Source organism: Micromonospora sp. MH33, from assembly GCF_003013775.1.
Lineage (GTDB): Bacteria > Actinomycetota > Actinomycetes > Mycobacteriales > Micromonosporaceae > Micromonospora > Micromonospora fulviviridis.
The window spans coordinates 11,724-34,259 of sequence record NZ_MUYZ01000042.1 but is presented as its reverse complement, the minus strand read 5'-3'; the positions used below and the strand labels follow the sequence as shown (position 1 = coordinate 34,259).

Here is a 22,536-nt window from a genome sequence, read left to right as displayed (position 1 = left end):
CCCGGCCGCGCCACCCCAGCGGCGCGCGGCCCGTTGTGCCTCCGCGGTCTCGGCCACCGCGTCGGCCGCGGATGCCCGGTAGCCCGCCCCCACCGGCCGGCAGCCGGTGGCCACGGTGAGCAGCACCCGGCCGGGCCCGCCGGCCCGGCCCTCGACCGCCACGAAGTCCCCGGCGTCGGCGCGCAGCAGCGGCTCGCCGTCGTACGTGGAGACGCCCGCCCGCCAGTCCGGCGGCAGCCGGTCGGCCACCCGCTGGAGCAGCTGGCGTACGTCGTCGCCGGCCACCACGACCTCCACCCCGCGCTCCAGCTCGGCGCCGTCGTCGAGCGGGGTGACCCGGCAGCCGCGCTCGATCCGGTCCGGCAGGAACGCGGGCACCCCGTCCCGCCCCACCGCGGCGGTCAACCGGCCGAGCGCCCGGTCCACCACGGGGCCGGCCTGGTCCAGCGAGCGCTGCTCCTTCACGGTCGGCGGGTCGTGCCGCACCGACCACCAGGTCAGCCCGGCGAGCAGCACCGCCCACGCCACCGTGGCGGCCACCAGCCAGCGCAGCCAACGCCGGCCGGGGGCCGGCTGGTCGGGACGGGTCGGCGGGGCGTATCCCGCCTGGACGGCACCACTCACCGGGCCATCGTGTCACGCGGCGACGAGCTGCCCGGTCGCGCCCGGCGTCCCGGTCCCGGAACCCCCGTGGCGGGCTCCGGAACGGCGCGTGGCCCGCCGCCCTCGGCGTATCGGCGCGGCGGGCTCGGAACGGCGCGTGGCCCGCCCCCCCGGGGGGGCGGCGGGCCACGATCAGAGCGTGGGTCAGGCGGCGACCGTGACGGTCACCTCGTTGATCCCGCGGGCGGCGGCGACGGCGGTGTCGCCGTTGCCGTGCCGGGAGAGCGCCCGAAGGGTCCAGTTGCCCGGCGCGGCGAAGAACCGGAACTGGCCGGCCGGGGAGGTCACCACTTCGGCGGTGAACTCGCCCGTCGAGTCGAGCAGCCGGACGTAAGCGCCCGGCACGGCCTCGCCGGACTCGGCCTTGACCAGGCCGGTGATGACGGTTTCCTTCTCCAGGTCCAGGCTGGCCGGGAGGGGGGCGGCCTGGTCCGGGGCGGCGCAGCCGGCGGCAGTCGGAGCGGTCATGTGGATCAGGCCTCCCCGGGCTCGTCGCCGAGCGCGACCGGCACGCCGACCAGCGAGCCGTACTCGGTCCAGGAACCGTCGTAGTTCTTCACGTTGCGGTGGCCGAGCAGTTCCTGGAGCACGAACCAGGTGTGCGAGGAGCGCTCGCCGATCCGGCAGTAGGCGATGGTCTCCCGGCTGTCGTCCAGCCCGGCGTCGGCGTAGATCTTGCGCAGCTCGTCGTCGGACTTGAACGTGCCGTCCTCGTTGGCCGCCTTGGACCACGGGACGCTGATCGCGGTCGGCACGTGGCCGGCACGCTGGGCCTGCTCCTGCGGGAGGTGGGCCGGGGCGAGCAGCCGGCCGGCGTACTCGTCGGGGCTGCGCACGTCGACGAGGTTCTTGCTGCCGATCGCGTCGACCACCTCGTCGCGGAAGGCGCGGATCGAGGTGTCGGGTGCCTGCGCGACGTACTGCGTCGCCGGGCGCTCCACCTTGTCGGTGACCAGCGGGCGGGCGTCCAGCTCCCACTTCTTGCGGCCGCCGTCGAGCAGCTTGACGTCGCGGTGGCCGTAGAGCTTGAAGTACCAGTACGCGTAGGCGGCGAACCAGTTGTTGTTGCCGCCGTAGAGGATGACGGTGTCGTCGTTGGCGATGCCCCGCTCGGAGAGCAGCGCCTCGAACTGGGCCTGGTTGACGAAGTCCCGGCGCACCGGGTCCTGCAGGTCGGTACGCCAGTCGAGCTTGACGGCGCCCGCGATGTGGCCGGTGTCGTAGGCCGACGTGTCCTCGTCGACCTCGACGAAGACGACGCCCGGGGCGTCGATGTTCTTCTCGGCCCACTCGGCCGAGACGAGTGCGGTGTCGCGACTCATCAGATCACTCCCTGTGAGGATGGATGGTGAGCCAGCGCGTGGAGATCGAAGTCGGTGATTGTCGCACCACGCGCGGGACCCAGAGCTAGGAACGGATCACGGGTACGTGCGACGGCGCCGCTGCCGGGCGATCAGGGGGGGAAAACCGGAGGGTACGCGGACCCTGTGTGCCGGTGGCCGCTAAGCGGCCGAGGACAGCCCCGCCGTCAGATGACGGGGCGACACAGGCAGGTGGCCACGCGGCACAGGTCGACCGCGCGCCGTTTGGTGAGGAGCGTCCCCATGGGGAGGGAGACTACCAGCCGGCCCGGCCGGCGCCACCGGGCCGACCAGCATCCGGGACACGACCCGGGCGACGGCCGGGGCGTCAGCCGGCGGAGTTGATCGGCACGTTCCGCGCGTCGGCGGTGACCACCAGACCCTCCGGCCTCGGCTCCACCTTGCGCACGTTGAGCTGGAAGGGCAGCTCCGGCAGGGGCACGTCGACCGAGATGCCCTTGGCGTAGTTGGCCAGCATCGCCTTCGCGAGCGGCAGGTTGGGCAGGCCCTCGGCGGTCACGTCGTTGAAGCGCAGCGCCACCTTGCCGTTGGCGACCGTCACGTCGGCGGTGCCGTTGACGGTGAGCTTGACGCCGAGGATGTCGACCGGCGCGGTGACGGCGAGCTTGCCGTTCCGCTCGCCGAGGGTGAGCCCGGGGCGGTCGAGCAGCTTCGCCAGGCTGTCGTAGGTCACGGTGCCCCGGCCGTCGACGCTCTCGGCCACCACGTCACCCCGGCCGGAGCGGAGGGTGTCCAGCGACGCCTTGACGTCGCGGGCGTCCACGTCCAGCCGCGGCACACTGACCGCGCCGCCCTGCACGTTGCCCTGCACGTCGGTCAGCACGATCGAGATGTGCTCGTACTTCCCGGCGAGCACCTGGGTGAGGAACGGGAAGCCACCGACCTCGACCTGGGGCGCCGCGGACTGCGCGTCCTGCTTGGCGACCTCCTTCTTCACCTGGTCGGCGATGGCCCGCTCGGCGACGCCGGCGGCCACCCGGTCGGCGACGACGAGGAGCCCGGCCAGGACCAGCAGCAGGACGACGAAACCGACCAGCACCTTCCGGCCCCGCCGCCGGGGTCGGCCCTCGTTCGCCGGGTACGCCTCTGCCACGCCGCCTCCTGCCCTCGCCGCCTCACCGCGTCTCGCGGCGCAACCGTACTTACCCGAGGCGCCGTTGCCCCAACCGCGGGGCTCAGAGGAAGAGCACGCACATGGCGTAGGCGGCCGGCGCGGCGAGCGCGAAGCCGCCCAGGGGGCCCTGCATGTGCCGGGCGACCCACATGGTGGGCGGCTCGCCGGCCATCAGCCGGCCCGCCTCGGCGTACCCGACGGCGAGGTCGGCCAGCACGGCGGTGCCCGCGGTGACCAGGCCGACCAGCGCGGCGCTGGTCGGGGTGAAGCCGACCAGGTAGCTGCCGAGGACGGCGCTGGTCAGGGTGCCGAGCATGGCGCCGGCAACCACGCCGGCGGCGCCCCGGGGCACCTGCGGGGCGAGCCGGGGCCAGGGGGCCACCGCGTCGGTCAGCCGGGCCACCAGCAGGGCCACCCCGGTGGCGGTGAGGCAGACGGTGATCGCCTGGGTGCCCTTCGGGATCCGGCTGAGCACGATCAGCGTGGCGAACGCGACCACCCCCACCACGATCAGCAGGGTGCTGCCCAGCGAGTCGGTCACCCGGACCCGGTCCACCCGGCGGACGAGCTGGCCGAGCACGCCGAGCACGAAGCCGGCGGCGGCGGCGTAGCCGAGGGGGGCCAGTCCGGCGATCTCCGACTGCACGGCCGCGGCGTCCGCGATCCCGGCCGCGCTGGCGCTGACCAGGGCGACGACCAGCAGCGCGGGCGGGCGCATGGCCATCGTCCAGGCCAGCACGAAGAGCAGCTGGACGCCGAAGATGATGAACGCGAAGGGCAGCCGGTGCCCCGGGCCGGCGGTCTGCGCGCCGAGCACCAGGCCCACGCCGAGCAGCGCGGCGAAGCCCGCGACGGTCAGCGCGAGCGGGCGGCGCACCGGGACCGGCGGCACCTCCTCCTCGGGCGCCTCGTCGGGCTCGTCGTCCGGCCGGCGGCCCGGGCCGCCCTTACGGAGCCGGCGGGGACCCTTCCGCTCCCGCCCGCCCGCGTCGTCGTCGGCCGGCCCGGTGCGCGGGGCCGGCGGGTAGCCACGGGCGGGGCCGGAAGCCGCGTCGTCGGGCCACGGGTCACGGCCGGTGTCGGGCGAGGTCGAGGGAAACACGCCCCGATCGTGCCAGACCGGGCCCGCCCGGCGGAGTCACGGTTTCGGCAACGTTAAAACCCGCGCCGCGATCGGGGGCAGATCAGACAAACAGGAAAGGGCAGAGAGGTCGGGGCCGGGCGATCGGTTACGCTCAAGCCGTTACCCGCCCGTCAGCGACGCCGGGACCCACGCAAATTCTCAGTGCCACTCCCGTGGGAGTGCCGCTGGTCGCGCGCGGCCATAAAGCCGCCGGGACGGAGGTGATCGTGTGGAGCTCCTGCTGCTGGTGACCGCGCGCGCAGGTGAACCATCGGCCGTGCTGCCGGCACTCGACCTGTTGCCGCACTCGGTCCGCACCGCGCCGCGCGACGTGCGCACGCTGGTCTCCGGCCCGACCCCGGACGCCGTCCTGGTGGACGCCCGTGCCGAGCTGAGCGAGGCCCGTGCGACCTGCCGGATGCTGCACGCCACCGGGCTGGGCGTTCCGCTGGTCGCGGTCGTCACCGAGGCCGGGCTGATCGCGTTGAACGCCGACTGGGGCGTGGACGACGTGATCCTGGCCGGCGCGGGTCCGGCGGAGGTGGAGGCCCGGCTGCGGCTCGCGGTCGGCCGGCTGAGCAACGCGACGGCGGGCGCCGGCGGCTCGATCCGGGCCGGCGAGCTGACCATCGACCCGGACACCTACGCGGCCAAGCTGAAGGGCCGCCCGCTCGACCTCACCTACAAGGAGTTCGAGCTGCTCAAGTTCCTCGCCCAGCACCCGGGCCGGGTGTTCACCCGGGACCAGTTGCTCCGCGAGGTCTGGGGCTACGACTACTTCGGCGGCACCCGCACGGTCGACGTGCACGTCCGGCGGCTGCGCGCCAAGCTCGGCTCCGAGTACGAGTCGATGATCGGCACGGTGCGCCAGGTGGGTTACAAGTTCGTGGTGCCGCCGTCGCGCTCGCTGCCGGAGTCGGAGCCCGCCCCGCTGCCGGTCTGACCCGAGACCTCCTTACCGCCCCCCCATCGGGGAAACTTCCTCCGATTCGCCCTTTTTGCCCGCTCAGGCAGACCTACTCTGACTGCCAGATCTGCCGGGCGAAGGGGGCGACGGTGCGTGTGGTGACCACGGGGACGATGAACGGTCGGGCCTGCTGATGTCGGCCTCGACGCTGCGCGCGGCGGGGGTGGTGACGCTGGTGGTGGCCGCGCTGCTCGGCTCCGCGTACGCGCTCGGGCGCAGCCTGGTGCCCGAACACCCGCACCGGGACACCGGCGTGGCCGCCAGCGTCCAAGCCCCGCACTACGGCGACCAGCCACCCAGCACCGATTTCCCCGGCCCGCCGGCCGGCGGCTACGGCGGGCCGAGCCCTGACGCCAGCCCGAGCGCGCCGAACGACGCCCGCCAGGCCGACGACAGCGAGGGCCCGTTCGGCGCACGCACCTCCACCGGCTCGGCCCGGATCGCCCTCACCTTCGACGACGGCCCCGACCCACGGTGGACGCCGCAGGTGCTCGCCCTGCTCAAGGAGTACGGCGTGAAGGCCACCTTCTGCGTGGTCGGCGAGAACGCGGAGAGCCACCCGGACCTGGTGCGGTCGATCGTGGCCGACGGGCACACCATCTGCAACCACTCGTGGAACCACGACATCAGCCTGGGCAAGCGCTCGCCGGATGCGATCCGGGACGACCTGCTGCGCACCAACGACGCGATCCGGGCGGCGGCGCCGGACGCGCGGATCGCGTACTTCCGGCAGCCGGGCGGGGCGTGGACGCAGCCGGTGGTGTCGACCTGCGAGGAGCTGGGCATGACGCCGCTGCACTGGGCGGTGGACCCGACGGACTGGCAGGCGCCCGGTGCCGCCAAGGTCGAGGCCGCGGTGCTGGCGCAGACCGGCCCGGGCTCGATCGTGCTGATGCACGACGCGGGCGGTGATCGCTCCGGCACGGTCGAGGCGTTGCAGCACCTGCTCCCCGAACTGCTGGACCGCTTCCAACTGGAGGCGCTGCCCACCGGCACCACGTGACCACCGCCACCGTCCGGTGCCCGCGTCCGGCATGATCGGCGGCTCGCCGGCCGCTACGGTGGCGGAATGAGCAGCACCGCGCCGACCGCCGACCGTGTCGCCCGCGCCGACCGGCTGGCGCCGGTCGAGGTCGCCGAGGTGCTGGCGCTGGCCCGCACCGCGGGCGACACGGACGGCGCGGACCCGCTCGACGAGCACGTGCTGCTCCGGCTGCGCGACCCTGAGGCGCCCGCTGTGCACCTCACCGCCCGGGCCGCCGACAACACCCTGACCGGGTACGCCCACCTCGACACCACCGCGCCCGCGGACGGGATCGGGGTGGAGCTGGTGGTGCATCCGGCGTACCGGCGGCGCGGCACCGGGCGGGCCCTCGCGCGGGGCGTGCTGGCCGCCGCGGCGGGGCCGCTGCGGGCCTGGGCACACGGCGACCACCCGTCGGCCGCCGCGCTCGCGGTCGACCTGGGTTTCACCCGCGCCCGGGTGCTGTGGCAGTTGCGCCGCCCGCTGACGGCTGCGCTGCCCGAGCCCACCCTGCCGGACGGGGTGCGGCTGCGCGCGTTCCGTCCCGGCGAGGACGACGACGCCTGGCTGGCGGTCAACAACGCCGCCTTCGCCCAGCACCCCGAGCAGGGCCGGTGGACCCCCACCGACCTGCGGGTACGCCTCGCCGAGCCGTGGTTCGACCCGGACGGCTTCCTGCTCGCCGAGGACGCGGCCACCGGGCGCCTGCTCGGCTTCCACTGGACCAAGGTGCACGAGCGTCCGGGCTCGGCCCGGATCGGCGAGGTCTACGTGCTCGGCGTGGACCCGGGCGCGCACCGCGGTGGCCTCGGCCGGGCGCTCACCACCGCCGGCCTGGCCTACCTGCGGGACCGGCGCGGACTGGACCGGGTGATGCTCTACGTGGACGAGTCGAACGGGGCCGCGGTGGCCCTCTACGAGCGGCTCGGCTTCGCCCGCTGGTCCGCCCACGTCAACTACCAGCTCGGCTGAGGGCCCACGCCGCCTTCCCGTCCTGACGAGCGGTCACGGCCGTGTCACGCGGTGGACTCAGCCGGATAACGGGCGCCCGGAAAAATCGTATTATTAGCGATAGCCGGCCGCGAGTTCACGAACCGGACAACCGGCCCTCAGGCTATGGCCACCCGGCCGGCCGCGCCTGTTCATCTTCCGTTCACTTCCGACCGGCGAACCGTCTACCTGGCACTTCTACCTTTCGTGTCAGCCGGTCAGCGCCGGCACCCGGGAGACCGGGCGACCTGACCAAAGACGTGAAGGGAAACCCCTCAGGTGAAGCTCCAGCGGCACGGCGCCATTGCCTGCCTCGCTCTTACCGCGGTGCTCGGTCTCAGCGCCTGCGGCTCGGACAACAACGAGTCGACCGGCACCTCCGCCTCCGGCTCGGCCGCCGCGGTCGACTGCGGCAAGGGCACGCTGAACGCACAGGGTTCCTCTGCCCAGAAGAACGCCATGGCCGAGTGGATCAAGGCGTACCAGCAGAAGTGCGCCGGCACCACGATCAACTACGAGCCCACCGGCTCGGGCGCCGGCATCCAGGCCTTCATCGCCGGCACCGCCGACTTCGCCGGCTCCGACTCCGCGCTCAAGCCCGAGGAGCAGCCGCAGGCGGACGCCAAGTGCAGCGGCGGTCAGGCCCTCAACCTGCCGATGGTGATCGGCCCGGTCGCCATCGTCTACAACGTCACCGGCGTGGACAACCTCCAGCTCACCCCGGCCACCCTGGCTAAGGTCTTCGCCGGCAAGGTGACCAAGTGGGACGACCCGGCGATCAAGGCCGACAACCCGGACGCCAAGCTGCCGTCCACCGCGATCCAGGCGGTGCACCGCTCCGACGAGTCGGGCACCACCGACAACTTCACCAAGTACCTGTCCAAGACCGCCGCGTCCGACTGGACCTTCGGCAACGCCAAGGCCTGGAAGGCCCCGGGCGGCGTCGGCGCGGCCAAGTCCGACGGCGTGGCCAGCAAGGTCAAGAGCACCGACGGCACCATCAGCTACGTCGAGTGGTCGTACGCCGAGAACGGCGGCCTGAAGAAGGCCAAGGTCAAGAACGGTGCCGGTGAGTTCGCCGAGCTGACCGCCGAGTCGGCCGGCAAGACCATCGCCGGGGCCAAGTTCGAGGGCCAGGGCAACGACCTCAAGATGTCGATCGACTACAACACCACGGAGGCCGGGGCGTACCCGATCGTCCTGGCGACCTACGAGATCGTCTGCAGCAAGGGCCTCGCGGCCGACAAGCTGCCGCTGGTCAAGGGCCTGCTGGGCCACGCCGCCAGCGCCGAGGGCCAGCAGGACCTGGTCGAGCTGGGCTACGCCCCGCTGCCCGAGACCGTCCGCGCCAAGGTCGAGACCGCGGTCAAGAGCCTCTCCTGACCCGCTGATCGAGACACCTCCTCTACCCCGAAGCGAGCGAGCAGATGGGTGACACCCCTCACCGCTCGGCGCACGCCGGCACCGGCGGGACCCGCGTGGCCACGAGCCACGAGTGGCCCGCCGGTGCCTCGGCGCGTGTGGCCGAGCCCTCCGGCATCCCCGGCATGCCCGACAACGGACTGGGTGGCGGCGGCGGGCTGCCCCGGGCCCGCGCCTTCGGCGCGGAACGGGCGTTCCGCGGCCTGACCCTGGCGGCCGGCACCACCGTCCTGGTGGTCATCGCGGCCATCGCGATCTTCCTGATCGCCAAGGCCGTGCCGGCCCTGCGGGCCAACAGCGAGTCCTTCTGGACCTTCGAGGGCTGGTTCCCGAACGACGACCCGCCGAAGTTCGGCATCGGCGCGCTCGCCTTCGGCACCGTGCTCAGCTCGCTGCTCGCCCTGCTCATGGCGGTGCCGGTGGCGCTGGGCATCGCCCTCTACCTGTCGCACTACGCCCCGCGCCGGCTGGGCAACGGCCTCGGCTTCCTGATCGACCTGCTGGCCGCCGTGCCCAGCGTGGTCTTCGGTCTGTGGGGCCGGGACTACTTCGCCCAGCCGGTCGCCGACCTGTCGGCCTGGCTGCACCGCTACTTCGGCTGGATCCCGATCTTCGGCGAGGGCCCGTACGGGAACTCGATCCTGCTCGGCTCGGTGGTGCTGGCGATCATGGTGCTGCCGATCGTCACCTCGCTCTCCCGCGAGGTGTTCCGGCAGACCCCGACCGCCAACGAGGAGGCCGCCCTCGCGCTGGGCGCCACCCGCTGGGAGATGGTCCGCACCGCCGTCCTGCCCTACGGCCGGCCGGGCGTTATCGCCGCCGTGATGCTGGGCCTGGGCCGGGCGCTGGGCGAGACCATCGCGCTGGCGCTGACCCTCGGCTCCACGTACGCCATCTCGTTCAACGTCCTCCAGAGCGGTGGCAACTCGATCGCCGCGAACATCGCGAACCGGTTCGCTGAGGCCAACGACACCGGCCGGGGCGCGCTGATCGCCTCCGGCCTGGTGCTCTTCGCGATCACGCTGATCGTCAACATCACCGCGCGGGCGATCATCTACCGCCGCCGCGAGTTCACGGAGTCAGCCGCATGACCGCCACCGTCACCTCCCACCGCCCGCAGCCGCCGGCCCAGCCGGTCACGCTGCGGGCCCGACGACTTCCGGCGTACGCCGCGCCCGCCATCGCCGTCGTGGCCCTGCTGGCCTCGGCCGGCATCGTGTACGGCGCCGGCATCGGCGGCCCGGTCCTGGTCGTGGTCGTCGGCGCGCTGCTCTACCTGGCCGGCCTCTACGCCGCCGCGAACGCGGTGGAGGGTCGCCGGGCCGCCCGCAACCGGACCTGGAGCGCGCTGATCCACTCCGCCTTCGTGCTGGCGGTGCTGCCGCTGGCCTCGGTGGTCTGGACCCTGGTCAGCAAGGGCGCCGAGCGGCTGGACGGCAACTTCTTCGGCACCTCGATGAACAACATCGGGGCCCGGGACGCCAACGGCGGCGCGTACCACGCCATCATCGGCACCCTGGAGCAGGTCGGCATCGCCACGCTGATCACCGTCCCGCTCGGCGTGCTCTGCGCGATCTACGTGGTCGAGTACGGCCGGGGCCGGTTCGCCTTCACCATCCGCTTCTTCGTGGACGTGATGACCGGCATCCCGTCGATCGTCACGGGCCTGTTCGTGCTGGCCTTCTGGGTGCTGATCGTCTCGCCGTGGTTCAACGACGGCCGGCCGGGCTTCTCCGGCTTCGCCGCCGCGCTGGCGCTGAGCGTACTCATGCTGCCGACCGTGGTCCGCTCCACCGAGGAGATGCTCCGCCTCGTGCCGGCCCCGCTGCGCGAGGGCGCGTACGCCCTCGGCGTGCCGAAGTGGAAGACCATCCTGCGGGTCGTGCTGCCGACCGCGCTGCCCGGCATCGTCACCGGCATCATGCTCGCCATCGCGCGGGCGGCCGGCGAGACCGCGCCGGTGCTGCTCGTGGCCGGCGGCGGCGCCGCGATCAACTTCAACCCGTTCGAGAACAACCAGTCGTCGCTGGCTCTCTTCGTCTACCAGCAGGCCGGCGAGGCCTCGAAGTACTCGCCGGCGCGGGCGTGGACCGCGGCGCTGACCCTGGTCGCGCTCGTCCTCATCCTGACCGTCGCGGCGAAGTTGCTGGCCCGTCGCAACCGGCTCGGCCGATGAACCCCGGAGGTACCACCACCATGGCCAAGCGCATCGAAGCCACCGACGTCAACGCCTACTACGGCGGGTTCAAGGCGATCGAGAACATCAGCCTGACCGTCGAGCCCAAGACGGTCACCGCCCTGATCGGCCCGTCCGGCTGCGGCAAGTCCACCTTCCTGCGGTCGATCAACCGGATGCACGAGGTGCTCCCGGGGGCCCGGGTCGAGGGCAGCCTGACCATCGACAACCAGGACATCTACGACCGGGACGTGGACGTCACCGCGGTCCGCCGGATGATCGGCATGGTCTTCCAGCGGCCGAACCCGTTCCCCACCATGAGCATCTTCGAGAACGTGGTGGCCGGCCTGCGGCTCAACGGCGTCCGGCGCAAGTCGATCCTGGAGGAGGCCGCCGAGAAGGCGCTCCGCTCGGCGAACCTGTGGGACGAGGTGAAGGACCGGCTCGGCAAGCCCGGCGCCGGCCTCTCCGGCGGTCAGCAGCAGCGGCTCTGCATCGCCCGGACCATCGCGGTCGAGCCGCAGGTGGTGCTCATGGACGAGCCCTGCTCGGCGCTGGACCCGATCTCCACGCTGGCCATCGAGGACCTGATGTTCCAGCTCAAGGACAAGTTCACGATCATCATCGTCACGCACAACATGCAGCAGGCCGCCCGGGTGTCGGACCGGACCGCGTTCTTCTCGATCGAGAAGACCGGCGACCCGGGCCGGCTGATCGAGTACGACAACACCCAGAAGATCTTCAGCAACCCGAGCCAGAAGAAGACCGAGGACTACATCACCGGCCGCTTCGGCTGAGCCGCTGCCGTCCCGGTCCGCGAGGGCCCCGGTCGATCCCGACCGGGGCCCTCCGCGTGTCCGCGTCCGGCCGCCTCAGCGCAGCGCGGCGAAGAACTGCCGGAGGTCCGCCGCCAGCAGGTCGGGGACCTGGTGGGCGGCGAAGTGCCCGCCCCGGTCGTAGGTGTGCCAGGAGACGATGTTCTTGTGGTCGCGCTCGGCGAGCGTGCGGATCGACTGGAAGTCCCAGGCGAAGTTGGCCAGACCGAGCGGCACCGTGGTCGGCTCCGGCGCCGCCGTCCCCCGGCCGTTGACCTTCTGCGTCGGGTGCACCACCTCGGCGTCCTCGTAGTAGTAGCGGGCCGCCGAGGCGGCCGTGTTGGTCAGCCAGTAGATGGTCGTGTTGGTGAGCACGTGGTCGACGTCGATCTGGTCCCCCATGAGCTGGCCCAGCCAGCCGAGCAGGCCGACCGGCGAGTCGGCCAGCGCGTGCGCGACATTCTGCGGCTCGGTCGAGTGCAGCTTGTCGTAGCCGCCCCGCCGCTGCACGAACCAGTCGGCGAACGCCACCTTGCCCCGCTCGTCCTCGGTGAGCGCGGCCATCTCGGCGGGATCACCGGACGGCAGCGAGAAGACCTGGGTGACGTGCACGCCCAGCACGTGCTCCGGGTCGGCCCGGCCCACCTCGGGGGAGACGAACGCGCCGAGGTCGTTGCCGGCCGCGCCGTACCGCTCGTAGCCGAGGCGGCGCATCAGCTCGGCCCAGGCGCGGGCCACCCGGTAACGGTTCCAGCCGCGCTCCCTTGTCGGCCCGGAGAAGCCGAAGCCGGGCACCGACGGGATGACCAGGTGGAAGGCGTCGGCCGGGTCGCCGCCGTGCGCCCGCGGGTCGGTCAGCGGACCGATCACGTCCAGCCATTCGGCGACGGTGCCGGGCCAGCCGTGGGTGAGGATCAGCGGGGTGGCGTTCGGCTCGGGCGAGCGGACGTGCAGGAAGTGGATCCGCTGCCCGTCGATCTCCGTGGTGAACTGCGGGTAGGCGTTGAGCCGCGCCTCCCACTCCCGCCAGTCGTACGCCGTGCGCCAGCGCTCGGCGAGCCGCCGCACGTAGCTCAGCGGGACGCCGTACTCCCAGCCGGGCGGGACCGGGCCGGCGGGGGCGGCCGGGTCGGCGTCGGCGGGCAGTTCCTCGGCCCAGCGGGTCCGGGCCAGCCGGTCGGCGAGGTCGTCCAGGTCGGCCTGCGGGACGTCGATACGGAACGGGACGATCGCGGTGTTCTCTGCCATGCCCACGAGCGTAGAGATCGATTAGGAAGACTCTGTTCCTAATGCGCTGGCAGAATCCGGGAAATGTTGGAGACCTCGGCGCGGCTGCTGCGCCTGCTGTCGCTGTTGCAGACCCCCCGCGAGTGGACCGGCACCGAACTGGCCGAGCGCCTGGCGGTGAGCACCCGGACCGTGCGCAACGACGTGGAGCGGCTGCGTGCCCTCGGCTACCCGGTGCAGGGCACCCGGGGCGCCGTCGGCGGCTACCGGCTGGGCGCCGGCGCCGCCCTGCCCCCGCTGCTCCTCGACGACGAGGAGGCCGTGGCGGTGGCGGTCGGCCTGCGGACCGCCGCCGGCGGCAGCGTCGCCGGCATCGAGGAGACCTCGCTGCGGGCGCTCGCCAAGCTGGAGCAGGTGCTTCCGCACCGGCTACGCCGCCGGGTCACCGCCCTGCACACGCACACCGTCCGGGTGCCGCACGACCAGCCCGGCCCGACCGTGGACGCCGAGACGCTCAGCGTGCTCAGCGCCGCCTGCCGGGACCGGGAGCGGCTGCGCTTCGACTACGTCCGGCACGACGGGACCGCGGACCGGCGGGACGTCGAGCCGTACCGGCTGGTCAACTGGGGCCGGCGCTGGTACCTGGTGGCCTTCGACCCGGCGCGGGACGACTGGCGCACCTTCCGGGTGGACCGGATCAGCCCGCGTACCCCGACCGGCCCCCGGTTCGCGGCCCGCGAGCTGCCCGGGGACGTGGTGGACCGGGTCCGGCACGGGGTCTCGTCGGCCGCCTGGCGGCACCGGGCCACCATCCGCGTGCACGCCCCCGCCGAGGTGGTGGCCGACCGGATCAACCCGGCGGTCGGCACCGTCGAGCCGGCCGGCGACGCCGCCTGCCTCCTGCACACCGGCGCCGACCGGCTGGAGACCATCGCGGTCTGGCTCGGCCTGCTCGACCTCGACTTCACCGTCGAGGACCCGCCCGAACTGGCCGACCTGCTGCGTACCCTCGCGGCCCGCTACCTCCGCGCCGCCGGCTGAGGTCAGGAGAGGCGGAAGCGGGGTCCGTCGGCGTCGGAGAGGTCGAGGTGCGGGGTGACCGGCGTGCCGGGGTCGCGTTCCGCCGCCGCTCGGGCCACCTCAGCCAGCGGACCCGCGGCGGCCACCTCGGCCAGGGTGACCAGGGTGGGCGGGAGCATGGTCAGCTCGCCGGCCTCCGCCCGGGCCAGGGCGTCCGCCGGGCGCAGCCACAGCGTGTGGTCGGCCTCGCCGGAGACGTCCCGGGTCCGCTGCCCCTCCGGCAGCAGGGCCACGAAGAAGTACGTGTCGAAGCGGCGCGGCTCGAACTCCGGGGTGATCCACCGGCTCCACGGCAGCAGCAGGTCGGAGCGGAGGGTGAGGCCCTGCCCGGCCAGCAGGTCGGCGAAGCCGGTCCGCCGGGCCACCAGGTCCTGCCGGGCCGACTCCCAGTCGTCCCCGCTCACGTCGCCCACCACGGTCCCGCCGTCCGGGCCGGCCAGCAGCACGCCCGCCTCCTCGAAGACCTCCCGCGCGGCGGCGCAGACCACCGCCTGCGCGGCGGCCGGGTCGAGGCGGAGCCGCTCGCCCCAGCCGGCCGGCGTCGGGCCGGCCCAGCCCAGGTGGGCCTGCGAGTCGGAGCGGTCCACGCCGCCGCCGGGGAAGGCGTACATCCCGCCGAAGGCCATCGCGGCCACCCGGCGGATCAGGTACACCTCGAAGTCGGCACCGGCCGGGCGGAGCAGCAGCACGGTGGCGGCGACCCGGGGCACGGCCGGCACGCCGCCCTCGGCGCGGAACCGGCGGGCGTGCTCCACCAGGGCGGGGGGTGCGGCGAAGCCGTCGATCGTCATGACCCGAGCCTAGTTCCCGAGCAGTGGATCATCCGTCCGGCGGCGGGACGGCGGTGCCCGGCACGTTCCTGATGTCCCGACCGGTGGATCTTCTTCCCGGCGGCGCGACGCCCAGGGATAGCGTGCCGGCATGACGCGTTGGGGAATCCTGGCCACCGGCCACATCGCCGCCCGCTTCGCCGAGGACCTGCGGCTGGTGCCGGGGGCCGAGCTGGTGGCGGTCGGTTCGCGTACCCGGGAGAGCGCCGAGCTGTTCGCGAAACGACACGGCATCCCCCGGGCGTACGCCGCCTGGGCGGAACTGGCTGCGGACCCGGACGTGGACGTCATCTACGTCGCCACCCCGCACGCCGCGCACCACGAGGCGGCCCTGACCTGCCTGGCCGGCGACAAGGCCGTGCTGGTGGAGAAGCCCTGCACGCTCGACCTGGCCACCACCACGGAGCTGGTCGAGACGGCCCGCGCCCGCGGTCTCTTCCTCATGGAGGCCATGTGGATGCGGACCAACCCGCTCATCCTGCGGGTGCTGGAGCTGATCCGGGACGGCGCGATCGGTCAGGTGACCCACGTCCGGGCGGACTTCGGGGCGGCCGGCCCGTTCCCGCCGGAGCACCGGATGCGGGCCCGGACGCTCGGCGGCGGCGCACTGCTCGACCTCGGGGTCTACCCGCTGAGCCTGGCGCACCTGCTGCTCGGCGTGCCCGAGCACGTGCACGCCTGGGCCAGGCTGAGCCCGGAGGCGGTGGACGAGAACACCGGCATCGTCCTGGGCTGGGACTCCGGGGCGGTGGCGACGCTGAGCTGCGGGATGGTCGGCGCCACGGCGATCACCGCCGCGATCACCGGCACCACCGGCCGGATCGACCTGCCGGAGCCGTTCTATCGGCCGGGCGCCGCGGTGCTGCACCGGCTCGGCGCGGAGCCGGAGACCATCCCGGCCGACCTGACCGGGGGCGGTTACCAGTATGAGGCGATCGAGGTGCAGCGCTGCCTGGCGGCCGGGCTGATCGAGAGCCCGCTGGTGCCGCACGCCGCCACCCTGGAGTTGATGGGCCTGCTCGACGACATCAAGGGCCGGATCGGCGTCTCCTACGCGTGAATGAGGGGTCCCCCGCCACGGCGGGGGACCCCTCACGCGTCAGGCACTCAGAACAGCGGGCGGACCAGCAGGTATGCCAGGCAGGCGATGGCCGCGGAGGCCGGGAACGTGATGATCCAGGCGATCACGATGTTGCCGGCCACGTTCCAGCGGACGGCGGAGAGCCGCTTGGTCGCGCCGACACCCATGATCGCCGAGGTGATCGTGTGGGTGGTGGAGATCGGGGCCTTCAGCACCAGGGCGTTGAAGTAGAGCACGGCGCTGGCCACGGTCTCGGCCGCGAAGCCCTCGGGCGGGCCCAGGTCGATGATCTTCCGGCCCAGGGTCCGGATGATCCGCCAGCCGCCCGCGTAGGTGCCGGCCGCCAGCATGGCCGCCGAGGTCCAGAACACCCACTGCGGGATGTGCGTCTTGTTGTCCTGGTAGCCGCCCGTGTAGAGGGCCAGCACGATAATGCCCATGGTCTTCGCGGCGTCCTGCATGCCGTGGCCGACCGACATGGCGGCCGCCGAGGCGGTCTGCGCCCACCGGAAGCCCCGGTTGAGCTTGCCGGGCTGACCCTTCCGGAACAGCCACAGGATGCCCAGCATCACCAGGAAGCCGAGGATCAGGCCGACCACCGGCGAGAGCACCATCGGGATGATGACCTTCTCGACGATGTTGCCCCACTGCACCACGCCGTCGGCGGCGAAGAGGGTCGCCCCGACCAGGCCGCCGAAGAGGGCGTGCGAGGAGGACGACGGCAGGCCGAAGTACCACGTGATCAGGTTCCAGGCGATCGCGCCGAGCACGCCGGCGAAGACCACCCCCAGGCTGGCCACCCCGGGCGGCAGGGTGACCAGGCCGTCGCCGACCGTCTTGGCCACCCCGGCGCCGAAGTGCGCGCCGACGAAGTTGCCGACGGCGGCCAGCGCGAGGGCGACCCGGGGTGTCAGCGCCCGGGTGGACACGCTGGTGGCGATCGCGTTGGCCGCGTCATGGAAGCCGTTCGTGTAGTCGAACGCCATGGCGACCACGATCACCGCCAGCACGGCGATGAGTTCGGGAGTCACGGGATCAGGACTCCTTGACCGCGATGGTCTCGACGGTGTTCGCCACGTGCTCGAAGGCGTCGCAGGCGGCCTCCAGCTCGTCGGCCACCTCCTTCATCTTCAGCACCGTGAGCGCGTCGTACTCACCGCTGAAGAGGCGGACCAGCAGCATCCGGTACGCCTGGTCACCGTCGTTCTCGAGGCGGTTGCACTCGATCCAGTAGTCCTCGAGATCCTTCATCGACTTCAGCCGGGGCATCGCCTCGGCGGTCAGCTTGGCCTGCTGGTCGAGGACGTTCACCAGCTCGTGCATCTCGCGCGGCAGCGACGGCAGCTTGGTCAGGCCGTAGAGGTAGAGCAGGTTGCCGACCGCCTCCAGGTGGTCCATCACGTCGTCGAGCAGCGAGCCCAGACGGTAGATGTCCTCCCGGTCGAACGGGGTGATGAAGGTGGAGTTGATCTTCTTGTAGAGCTCGTGGGTGATCTGGTCGCTGTCGTGCTCGACCTCGGTGAGCCGCTCGCTCACCGACTGGACCTCGACACCCGGCAGACCCAGCTCGTTGAGCAGCTCGGTCCCCTTCACCAGGTTCTGCGCGGCCCTGGTGAAGAGCTCGTAGAAGGCGCCCTCGGTGGGACGGAAGGAAAACTTCACAGCACGGACCTCGTCGTGTCGGTGGAAGGGTGGCCGTCGCCCCGGAAGGCGTCTGCTCTGCGCATGCTAGGTACCACGTGGAACCGGGCAACGCCCGGCCCACCCCTGGTCAGGCCCGATTCACCGCTCGTTCACCTGCTGTTCACCTTCACCCGTCCGGCCCTCGCTCCGCAGCCGGTCCCGCTCCCGCACGAGGTCGAAATCGGCAGGCGGATACCCGAGATCCAACCCGCCGAACGTCTCCCTGAGCAGGTGCGCCACCGCCCAGTCGCGGTACCACTTCCGGTCCGCCGGCACCACGAACCAGGGCGCGTCGTCCGGGCCGCACCGCTCGATCGCCTCGGCGTACGCGGCCTGGTAGTCGTCCCAGTGTGCCCGGGTGTCCAGGTCGCTCGGGTTGTACTTCCAGTACTTCGTCGGGTCGGTGAGCCGCTCCATCAGCCGCTCGCCCTGCTCGGCGTACGAGATGTGCAGCATGACCTTCACCACGGTGACCGCGTTGCCGGCCAGCTCCCGCTCGAAGTCGTTGATCAACTCGTAGCGGCCCCGCCAGGTGGTCTCGTCCACCAGGCCCTCGACCCGGGCGATCAGCACGTCCTCGTAGTGGGAGCGGTTGAAGACGCCCACGTAGCCGGGGGGCGGGAGGGCCCGGCGGATCCGCCACAGGAAGTCGTGCCGCCGCTCCTCCTCGGTCGGCGGGCCGAACGAACGGATGTGCAGGCCGAGCGGGTTCATGGCGCCGGCCACCCGCTTGACCGTGCCGTCCTTGCCGCCACAGTCCATGGCCTGGAGCACCAGCAGCACCCGGCGCGGGCGGTCGCCGGCCAGGTGGGCGCCGGCCTGGGTGGGGGCGCTGGTCGCGCTCCCCGGGCCGGCGGCGCCCTTCGCGGACGCGTACAGCATCTCCTGCTGCCGGCCGAGCTCCGCGCCGAGCAGCTCGACCTGCCCGCGCGCCCACTCCTTGCGCCCCTTGCCGCGCCCGGCCGCCGCCGGCAGCCCCGGGGTCGACCGGGGATCCACCACCGCCAGGTCCACCGCGCCCGGGCCGGCCCGGAGCAGCTCCCGCATCGACCCGCCCTCGGGCCGCACCACCTCGTCGACACCGCTCATCCCCCGATCCTCACCCACCCCGCCCGCCCCCGCCTCCCGAGCGGTGTCACGCCGGGGGGCGGCGGCGCATCCAGGGGTACGGGGAGAATGGGGACTCCGGGCGGGAGGAGCGCGACGTGCAGGAGCTGGCGGCGGAGTTCGAGGCGGAACGCGGGCACCTGCTGGCGGTGGCGCAGCGGATGCTGGGCAGCCGGAGCGAGGCCGAGGACGCGGTCCAGGAGACCTGGCTGCGGTACGCGGGCGCGCTCGCCGACCCGGCCGCCCGGGCACAGGTCCGCGACCTGCGCGGCTGGCTCACCACCACCTGCTCGCGGATCTGCCTCGACGTGCTCCGCTCCGCCCGGGTACGCCGCGAGGCGTACCCCGGCCAGTGGCTGCCGGAGCCGGTGGTGAGCGCGGCGCCGACCGCGGACGGGTTCGCCCCCGACCCGGCCGAGCGGGCGGTCCGGGCCGACCAGCTCGGCACCGCCCTGCTGGTGGTGCTGGAGCGGCTCACCCCGGAGCAGCGGGTGGCGTTCGTCCTGCACGACGTCTTCGCGGTGCCGTTCGCCACGGTCGCCGACGTGCTCGGCACCACCCCGGCGGCCGCCCGGCAGCTCGCCTCCCGGGGCCGCCGCGCGGTCACCGCGCCGGACGTCCCCCGGCACACCGCCGACCTGGCCGAGCAGCACAAGGTGCTCGCCGCGTTCGTGGCGGCGGTCGAGTCCGGGGAGCTGGACCGGCTGGTCGAGGTGCTCGCCCCGGACGTGGTGGTGATCGGCGACAGTGGCGGGCACTTCCCGGCCGCCCGCCGGCCGGTGGTCGGCGCCGACCTGGCCGGCCGCTTCATCCTCGGCCTCTTCGGCCAGGCCGCCCGCTGGGGCGGTCCCCTGCACGCCCGGCCGGTGCTGGTCGACGGCGCGCTGGGCTGGCAGGCGGAGACGGTGTTCCGGGACGGGCGACCGCTGCGGATGGTCACCTCGTTCGCCGTGCACGAGGGGCGGATCACCGGCGTGTTCAACCAGCTCAACCCGGAGAAGGTGGCCCACCTGAGCGGTGTCGGGGCCGACGCGGACTGGCCGCCGCGGATCTGAGGCCGGCTCAGACGACCAGGGCCAGCCACTTCCGGTAGGAGGTGGCGAACGGCTCGGTGCCGTCACCGAGCGCGCCGAGCAGCCAGCGCGCCGCCGCCTCCGCCTCGGCCACCACGTCGTCGGGATAGGCCCAGCGGGCCCGGTGCTCGGCGAACTCGTCCTCGTCCCGCAGCTCGACCAGGCCGGTCTCCCGGCGGCGCACCACGTCCAGGTCGAGGTCGACCAGGTGGACCGTCTGCTCCCCCTCCCAGCGGGCCGGGGTGGTGATGTCGCAGTAGACCTCGCTGGTGCGCGGCGGCGGGTTGAACATGCCGGTCCACCAGCCGTGCCGGGGCACCAGCAGGACGAACGGGATCTGCTCCACGGACGGCCGGCCGTGGTAGACCGACTCGGTGCCGGCCGGCACGCCGAGCCAGACACCGAGGTCGTCCTCGGCGAGCCGACGGGCCGGGTAGTCGCGGTGGGCGCTGCCGTCGTACTTGCGGTAGATCACGCGGACCACGTCGCTCGGCATGATTGGCACCCTAACCGATTCCGGCCACGCGACGCGATCGGCAGGTAACCGGACGCGACCCGCCGGCCACGCCACGCGGGCGGAGCGACCCACCCCCTGTCGGCGGCGACGGGTACGGTCGCACGGTGACCACGCCCCGCACCGCCACCGGCCCCGCCGTTCCCAGGAAGCGACGAGGCGGCCGGCCCGGCGGGGGCGAGCTACTGGCCGCCGCGGTCGGCGCGGTCCCCGGCGGCGCGGCCCGCCCCGGCCAGCAGCAGATGGCCGAGGCGATCGAGCGGAGCATCGCCTCCGGCGAGCACCTGCTCGTGCAGGCCGGCACCGGCACCGGCAAGTCGCTGGCCTACCTGGCCCCGGCGCTGACCGTGGACGGCCCCGTGGTGGTCTCCACCGCCACCCTGGCGTTGCAGTCCCAGCTGGTCGACCACGACCTGCCCCGGCTGGCCGACGCGGTCGAGCCGGTGCTCGGCCGCCGCCCCACCTTCGCCGTGCTCAAGGGGCGGCACCACTACCTCTGCCTGGCCCGGCTCGACAACTCGGTCGAGGAGGAGCCGGAGGACACTCTCTTCGACGCCCCGCGCCCCGGCGGCGGCACCAAGTGGCTCGGCGAGGCGGGCCGGCTGGGCAAGCAGATGCAGCGGCTGCGCGACTGGGCGGAGAAGACTGCCACCGGCGACCGCGACGAGCTGGACCCGGGTGTGGACGACCAGGTGTGGCGGAGCGCCTCGATGCCGGCCCGGGAGTGCGTGGGCGCCACCCGCTGCCCGTTCGGCCAGGAGTGCTTCGCGGAGGCGTCCCGGGCCCGGGCCCGCGAGGCGGACATCGTGGTGACCAACCACAGCCTGCTCGCCGTCGACATGCTCGCCGGCCGGCACATCGTGCCGCCGCACAAGCTGCTCGTGGTGGACGAGGCGCACGAGCTGGCCGACCGGGTCTCCTCGGCGGCCCAGGCCGAGCTGGAACCGCAACTGATCGACCGGTCCGCCCGCCGGGCCCGGCCGCTGCTCCGCCCCGAGCTGGCCGAACGGCTCACCGAGGCCGGCGACGCCCTCGCCGTGGGGCTGGCCGAGGCGCCGGCCGGGCGGCTCACCGCCGGCCTGCCGCCCGCGCTGCGCGAGGCGTGCACCCTGCTCGACGCGGCCACCCGGGCCGCGCTGGAGTCGATCGGCGACATCAAGGCCGACGACCCGGACCCGGTGCGCAAGCAGCAGGCCAAGGCCGCGCTGGACGAACTCTCCACCACCGCGCAGCGGCTGCTGGAGGAGGCCGACCACGACGTGGCCTGGGTGGAGAAGCCCGAGAACGGCAGCCGCCGGGCGCTGGTGGTCGCGCCGCTCTCGGTCGCCGGCACCCTCGCCACCCATCTCTACGACGAGCGCACCGTGGTCGCCACCTCGGCCACCCTGGCGCTGGGCGGCCGGTTCGACACGGTGGCCCGGGCACTGGGGCTGGACGCGCCGCCGCCCGCCCCGCCCTCCCCGGCCGCGGCCGCGCTGGCCACCGCGGCCGCCGCCGGCCGCGCCGGCACCACGCCCCCGGTGGCGAGTGCCGACGGCAGCCGGGCGGCGACCGGCACGGTTCCGGCCACCGAGGGGCCCGGCTGGACGTCGCTCGACGTCGGCTCACCCTTCGACTACGCCCGGCAGGGCATCCTGTACGTCGCCGCGCACCTGCCCCGGCCCAGCGTCTCCGGGCTGCCCGAGGCGGCCGGCGAGGAGCTGCTGGCGCTGGTCGGGGCGCTCGGTGGGCGTACCCTCGGGCTCTTCTCCTCCCGGCGGGCCGCGCAGCAGGCGGCGGAGCTGCTCCGCGCGCGCACCGACCTGCCGGTGCTGCTCCAGGGCGAGGAGTCGCTGCCGCTGCTGGTCCGCCGGTTCCGCGAGGAGCGGGAGAGCTGCCTGTTCGGGGTGATGTCGCTCTGGCAGGGGGTGGACGTGCCGGGCGACTCCTGCCAGCTCGTGGTGATCGACCGGCTGCCCTTCCCCCGGCCCGACGAGCCGCTCGCGGCGGCCCGGGCGGCGGCCGTGGATGCCGGTGGTGGTTCCGGCTTCGCGGCGGTGAGCGTGCCGATCGCGGCCGTCCGGCTGGCGCAGGGGGTCGGCCGGCTGATCCGGGCCACCGGCGACCGGGGCGTGGTGGCGGTGCTCGACTCCCGGCTGGAGACCGCCCGGGGCTACGGCCCGTTCCTGCGCCGTTCGCTGCCCCCGTTCTGGTACACCACCCGGCCGGACGTGGCCCGGGGCGCGCTGGAGCGGCTCGGCAAGAGCTGACGCCCGCGCCTCCCCC

Annotated in this window: 23 protein-coding genes; 11 read left to right on the top strand and 12 right to left on the bottom strand. The window is 73.5% G+C overall.

The features are described from left to right. The 6 genes from B0E53_RS09940 to B0E53_RS09920 all read right to left on the bottom strand — a co-directional run. Positions 1 to 624 (bottom strand): hypothetical protein (locus tag B0E53_RS09940; protein WP_107075762.1); only part of this gene is annotated, 624 nt, incomplete at its 3' end. 183 nt (positions 625 to 807) lie between these two features. After that, a complete protein-coding gene (locus B0E53_RS09935; protein ID WP_107075761.1) occupies positions 808 to 1,131 on the bottom strand; it encodes a DUF1416 domain-containing protein in 324 nt (107 codons plus the stop codon). A gap of 5 nt (positions 1,132 to 1,136) precedes the next feature. Next, positions 1,137 to 1,985 carry a sulfurtransferase gene (locus B0E53_RS09930; protein WP_107075760.1) on the bottom strand — a complete coding sequence of 283 codons (849 nt, stop codon included), beginning with the start codon at positions 1,983 to 1,985 and terminating at the stop codon, positions 1,137 to 1,139. Positions 1,986 to 2,191: 206 nt separating this feature from the next. Then, positions 2,192 to 2,269 (bottom strand): Ms5788A family Cys-rich leader peptide, encoded by a 78-nt coding sequence (locus B0E53_RS40375; RefSeq protein WP_311202345.1) that lies wholly within the window; start codon positions 2,267 to 2,269, stop codon positions 2,192 to 2,194. Between the two features lie 83 nt (positions 2,270 to 2,352). After that, a complete protein-coding gene (locus B0E53_RS09925) occupies positions 2,353 to 3,138 on the bottom strand; it encodes a DUF2993 domain-containing protein (RefSeq protein WP_107075759.1) in 786 nt (261 codons plus the stop codon). An 82-nt stretch (positions 3,139 to 3,220) separates the two neighbouring features. Continuing rightward, positions 3,221 to 4,261: a hypothetical protein gene (locus B0E53_RS09920; protein ID WP_107075758.1), complete on the bottom strand. Its 1,041-nt coding sequence runs from the start codon at positions 4,259 to 4,261 to the stop codon at positions 3,221 to 3,223. A gap of 250 nt (positions 4,262 to 4,511) precedes the next feature. Here B0E53_RS09920 and B0E53_RS09915 point away from each other — a divergent pair, with 250 nt between their 5' ends. The 7 genes from B0E53_RS09915 (at position 4,512) to pstB (ending at position 11,658) form a co-directional block, all read left to right on the top strand. Continuing rightward, positions 4,512 to 5,225, top strand: a complete 714-nt coding sequence (locus tag B0E53_RS09915; RefSeq protein WP_091267462.1) for a response regulator transcription factor — start codon at positions 4,512 to 4,514, stop codon at positions 5,223 to 5,225. A gap of 157 nt (positions 5,226 to 5,382) precedes the next feature. Then, positions 5,383 to 6,252, top strand: a complete 870-nt coding sequence (locus B0E53_RS09910; RefSeq protein ID WP_107075757.1) for a polysaccharide deacetylase family protein — start codon at positions 5,383 to 5,385, stop codon at positions 6,250 to 6,252. A gap of 66 nt (positions 6,253 to 6,318) precedes the next feature. Then, positions 6,319 to 7,245, top strand: a complete 927-nt coding sequence (mshD, locus tag B0E53_RS09905; protein ID WP_107075756.1) for a mycothiol synthase — start codon at positions 6,319 to 6,321, stop codon at positions 7,243 to 7,245. Between the two features lie 297 nt (positions 7,246 to 7,542). Beyond that, positions 7,543 to 8,646 (top strand): phosphate ABC transporter substrate-binding protein PstS, encoded by a 1,104-nt coding sequence (gene pstS / locus B0E53_RS09900; protein ID WP_107075755.1) that lies wholly within the window; start codon positions 7,543 to 7,545, stop codon positions 8,644 to 8,646. A 44-nt stretch (positions 8,647 to 8,690) separates the two neighbouring features. Then, positions 8,691 to 9,776, top strand: coding sequence for a phosphate ABC transporter permease subunit PstC (gene pstC / locus B0E53_RS09895; RefSeq protein ID WP_107075754.1), 1,086 nt, complete (start codon positions 8,691 to 8,693; stop codon positions 9,774 to 9,776). Beyond that, positions 9,773 to 10,861, top strand: coding sequence for a phosphate ABC transporter permease PstA (gene pstA / locus B0E53_RS09890; protein WP_107075753.1), 1,089 nt, complete (start codon positions 9,773 to 9,775; stop codon positions 10,859 to 10,861). The genes pstC and pstA overlap by 4 nt, the downstream gene beginning before the upstream one ends. A 20-nt stretch (positions 10,862 to 10,881) precedes the next feature. Beyond that, positions 10,882 to 11,658, top strand: a complete 777-nt coding sequence (pstB, locus tag B0E53_RS09885; RefSeq protein ID WP_107075752.1) for a phosphate ABC transporter ATP-binding protein PstB — start codon at positions 10,882 to 10,884, stop codon at positions 11,656 to 11,658. Positions 11,659 to 11,733: 75 nt separating this feature from the next. On the opposite strand, the gene B0E53_RS09880 is transcribed toward pstB, so the two are convergent. After that, positions 11,734 to 12,924, bottom strand: coding sequence for an epoxide hydrolase family protein (locus B0E53_RS09880; RefSeq protein WP_107075765.1), 1,191 nt, complete (start codon positions 12,922 to 12,924; stop codon positions 11,734 to 11,736). 63 nt (positions 12,925 to 12,987) lie between these two features. On the opposite strand from B0E53_RS09880, the gene B0E53_RS09875 reads away from it, so the two are divergent. Beyond that, positions 12,988 to 13,944 (top strand): YafY family protein, encoded by a 957-nt coding sequence (locus tag B0E53_RS09875; RefSeq protein ID WP_107075751.1) that lies wholly within the window; start codon positions 12,988 to 12,990, stop codon positions 13,942 to 13,944. Between the two features lie 2 nt (positions 13,945 to 13,946). Here the strand turns inward: B0E53_RS09875 and B0E53_RS09870 are convergent, their stop codons facing one another. Further along, the gene (locus tag B0E53_RS09870; protein ID WP_107075750.1) at positions 13,947 to 14,774 is read right to left on the bottom strand and encodes an NUDIX domain-containing protein; all 828 of its coding nucleotides are present in this window, start codon (positions 14,772 to 14,774) and stop codon (positions 13,947 to 13,949) included. Between the two features lie 130 nt (positions 14,775 to 14,904). Here B0E53_RS09870 and B0E53_RS09865 point away from each other — a divergent pair, with 130 nt between their 5' ends. Further along, positions 14,905 to 15,873: a Gfo/Idh/MocA family oxidoreductase gene (locus B0E53_RS09865; protein WP_107075749.1), complete on the top strand. Its 969-nt coding sequence runs from the start codon at positions 14,905 to 14,907 to the stop codon at positions 15,871 to 15,873. Positions 15,874 to 15,920: 47 nt separating this feature from the next. Here B0E53_RS09865 and B0E53_RS09860 read toward each other — a convergent pair whose 3' ends face one another. The 3 genes from B0E53_RS09860 to B0E53_RS09850 all read right to left on the bottom strand — a co-directional run bounded on the left by B0E53_RS09860 (position 15,921) and on the right by B0E53_RS09850 (position 18,666). Next, complete coding sequence (locus tag B0E53_RS09860; protein ID WP_107075748.1) at positions 15,921 to 16,925, bottom strand: inorganic phosphate transporter; 1,005 nt, start codon at positions 16,923 to 16,925, stop codon at positions 15,921 to 15,923. Positions 16,926 to 16,929: 4 nt separating this feature from the next. Next, entirely contained in the window at positions 16,930 to 17,556 is a 627-nt protein-coding gene (locus tag B0E53_RS09855) for a DUF47 family protein (RefSeq protein ID WP_107075747.1), read from the bottom strand. A gap of 120 nt (positions 17,557 to 17,676) precedes the next feature. Then, a complete protein-coding gene (locus B0E53_RS09850; protein WP_107075746.1) occupies positions 17,677 to 18,666 on the bottom strand; it encodes a PPK2 family polyphosphate kinase in 990 nt (329 codons plus the stop codon). Positions 18,667 to 18,782: 116 nt separating this feature from the next. On the opposite strand from B0E53_RS09850, the gene sigJ reads away from it, so the two are divergent. After that, on the top strand, positions 18,783 to 19,739 hold the full coding sequence (sigJ, locus tag B0E53_RS09845) for an RNA polymerase sigma factor SigJ (protein ID WP_107075745.1): 957 nt from the start codon (positions 18,783 to 18,785) through the stop codon (positions 19,737 to 19,739). A 7-nt stretch (positions 19,740 to 19,746) separates the two neighbouring features. Here sigJ and B0E53_RS09840 read toward each other — a convergent pair whose 3' ends face one another. Then, a complete protein-coding gene (locus B0E53_RS09840; protein ID WP_107075744.1) occupies positions 19,747 to 20,253 on the bottom strand; it encodes a DUF402 domain-containing protein in 507 nt (168 codons plus the stop codon). Positions 20,254 to 20,378: 125 nt separating this feature from the next. Between B0E53_RS09840 and B0E53_RS09835 the strand changes: the two genes are divergently transcribed. Next, a complete protein-coding gene (locus B0E53_RS09835; protein WP_107075743.1) occupies positions 20,379 to 22,520 on the top strand; it encodes an ATP-dependent DNA helicase in 2,142 nt (713 codons plus the stop codon). The last annotated feature ends 16 nt before the right edge of the window (positions 22,521 to 22,536 follow it).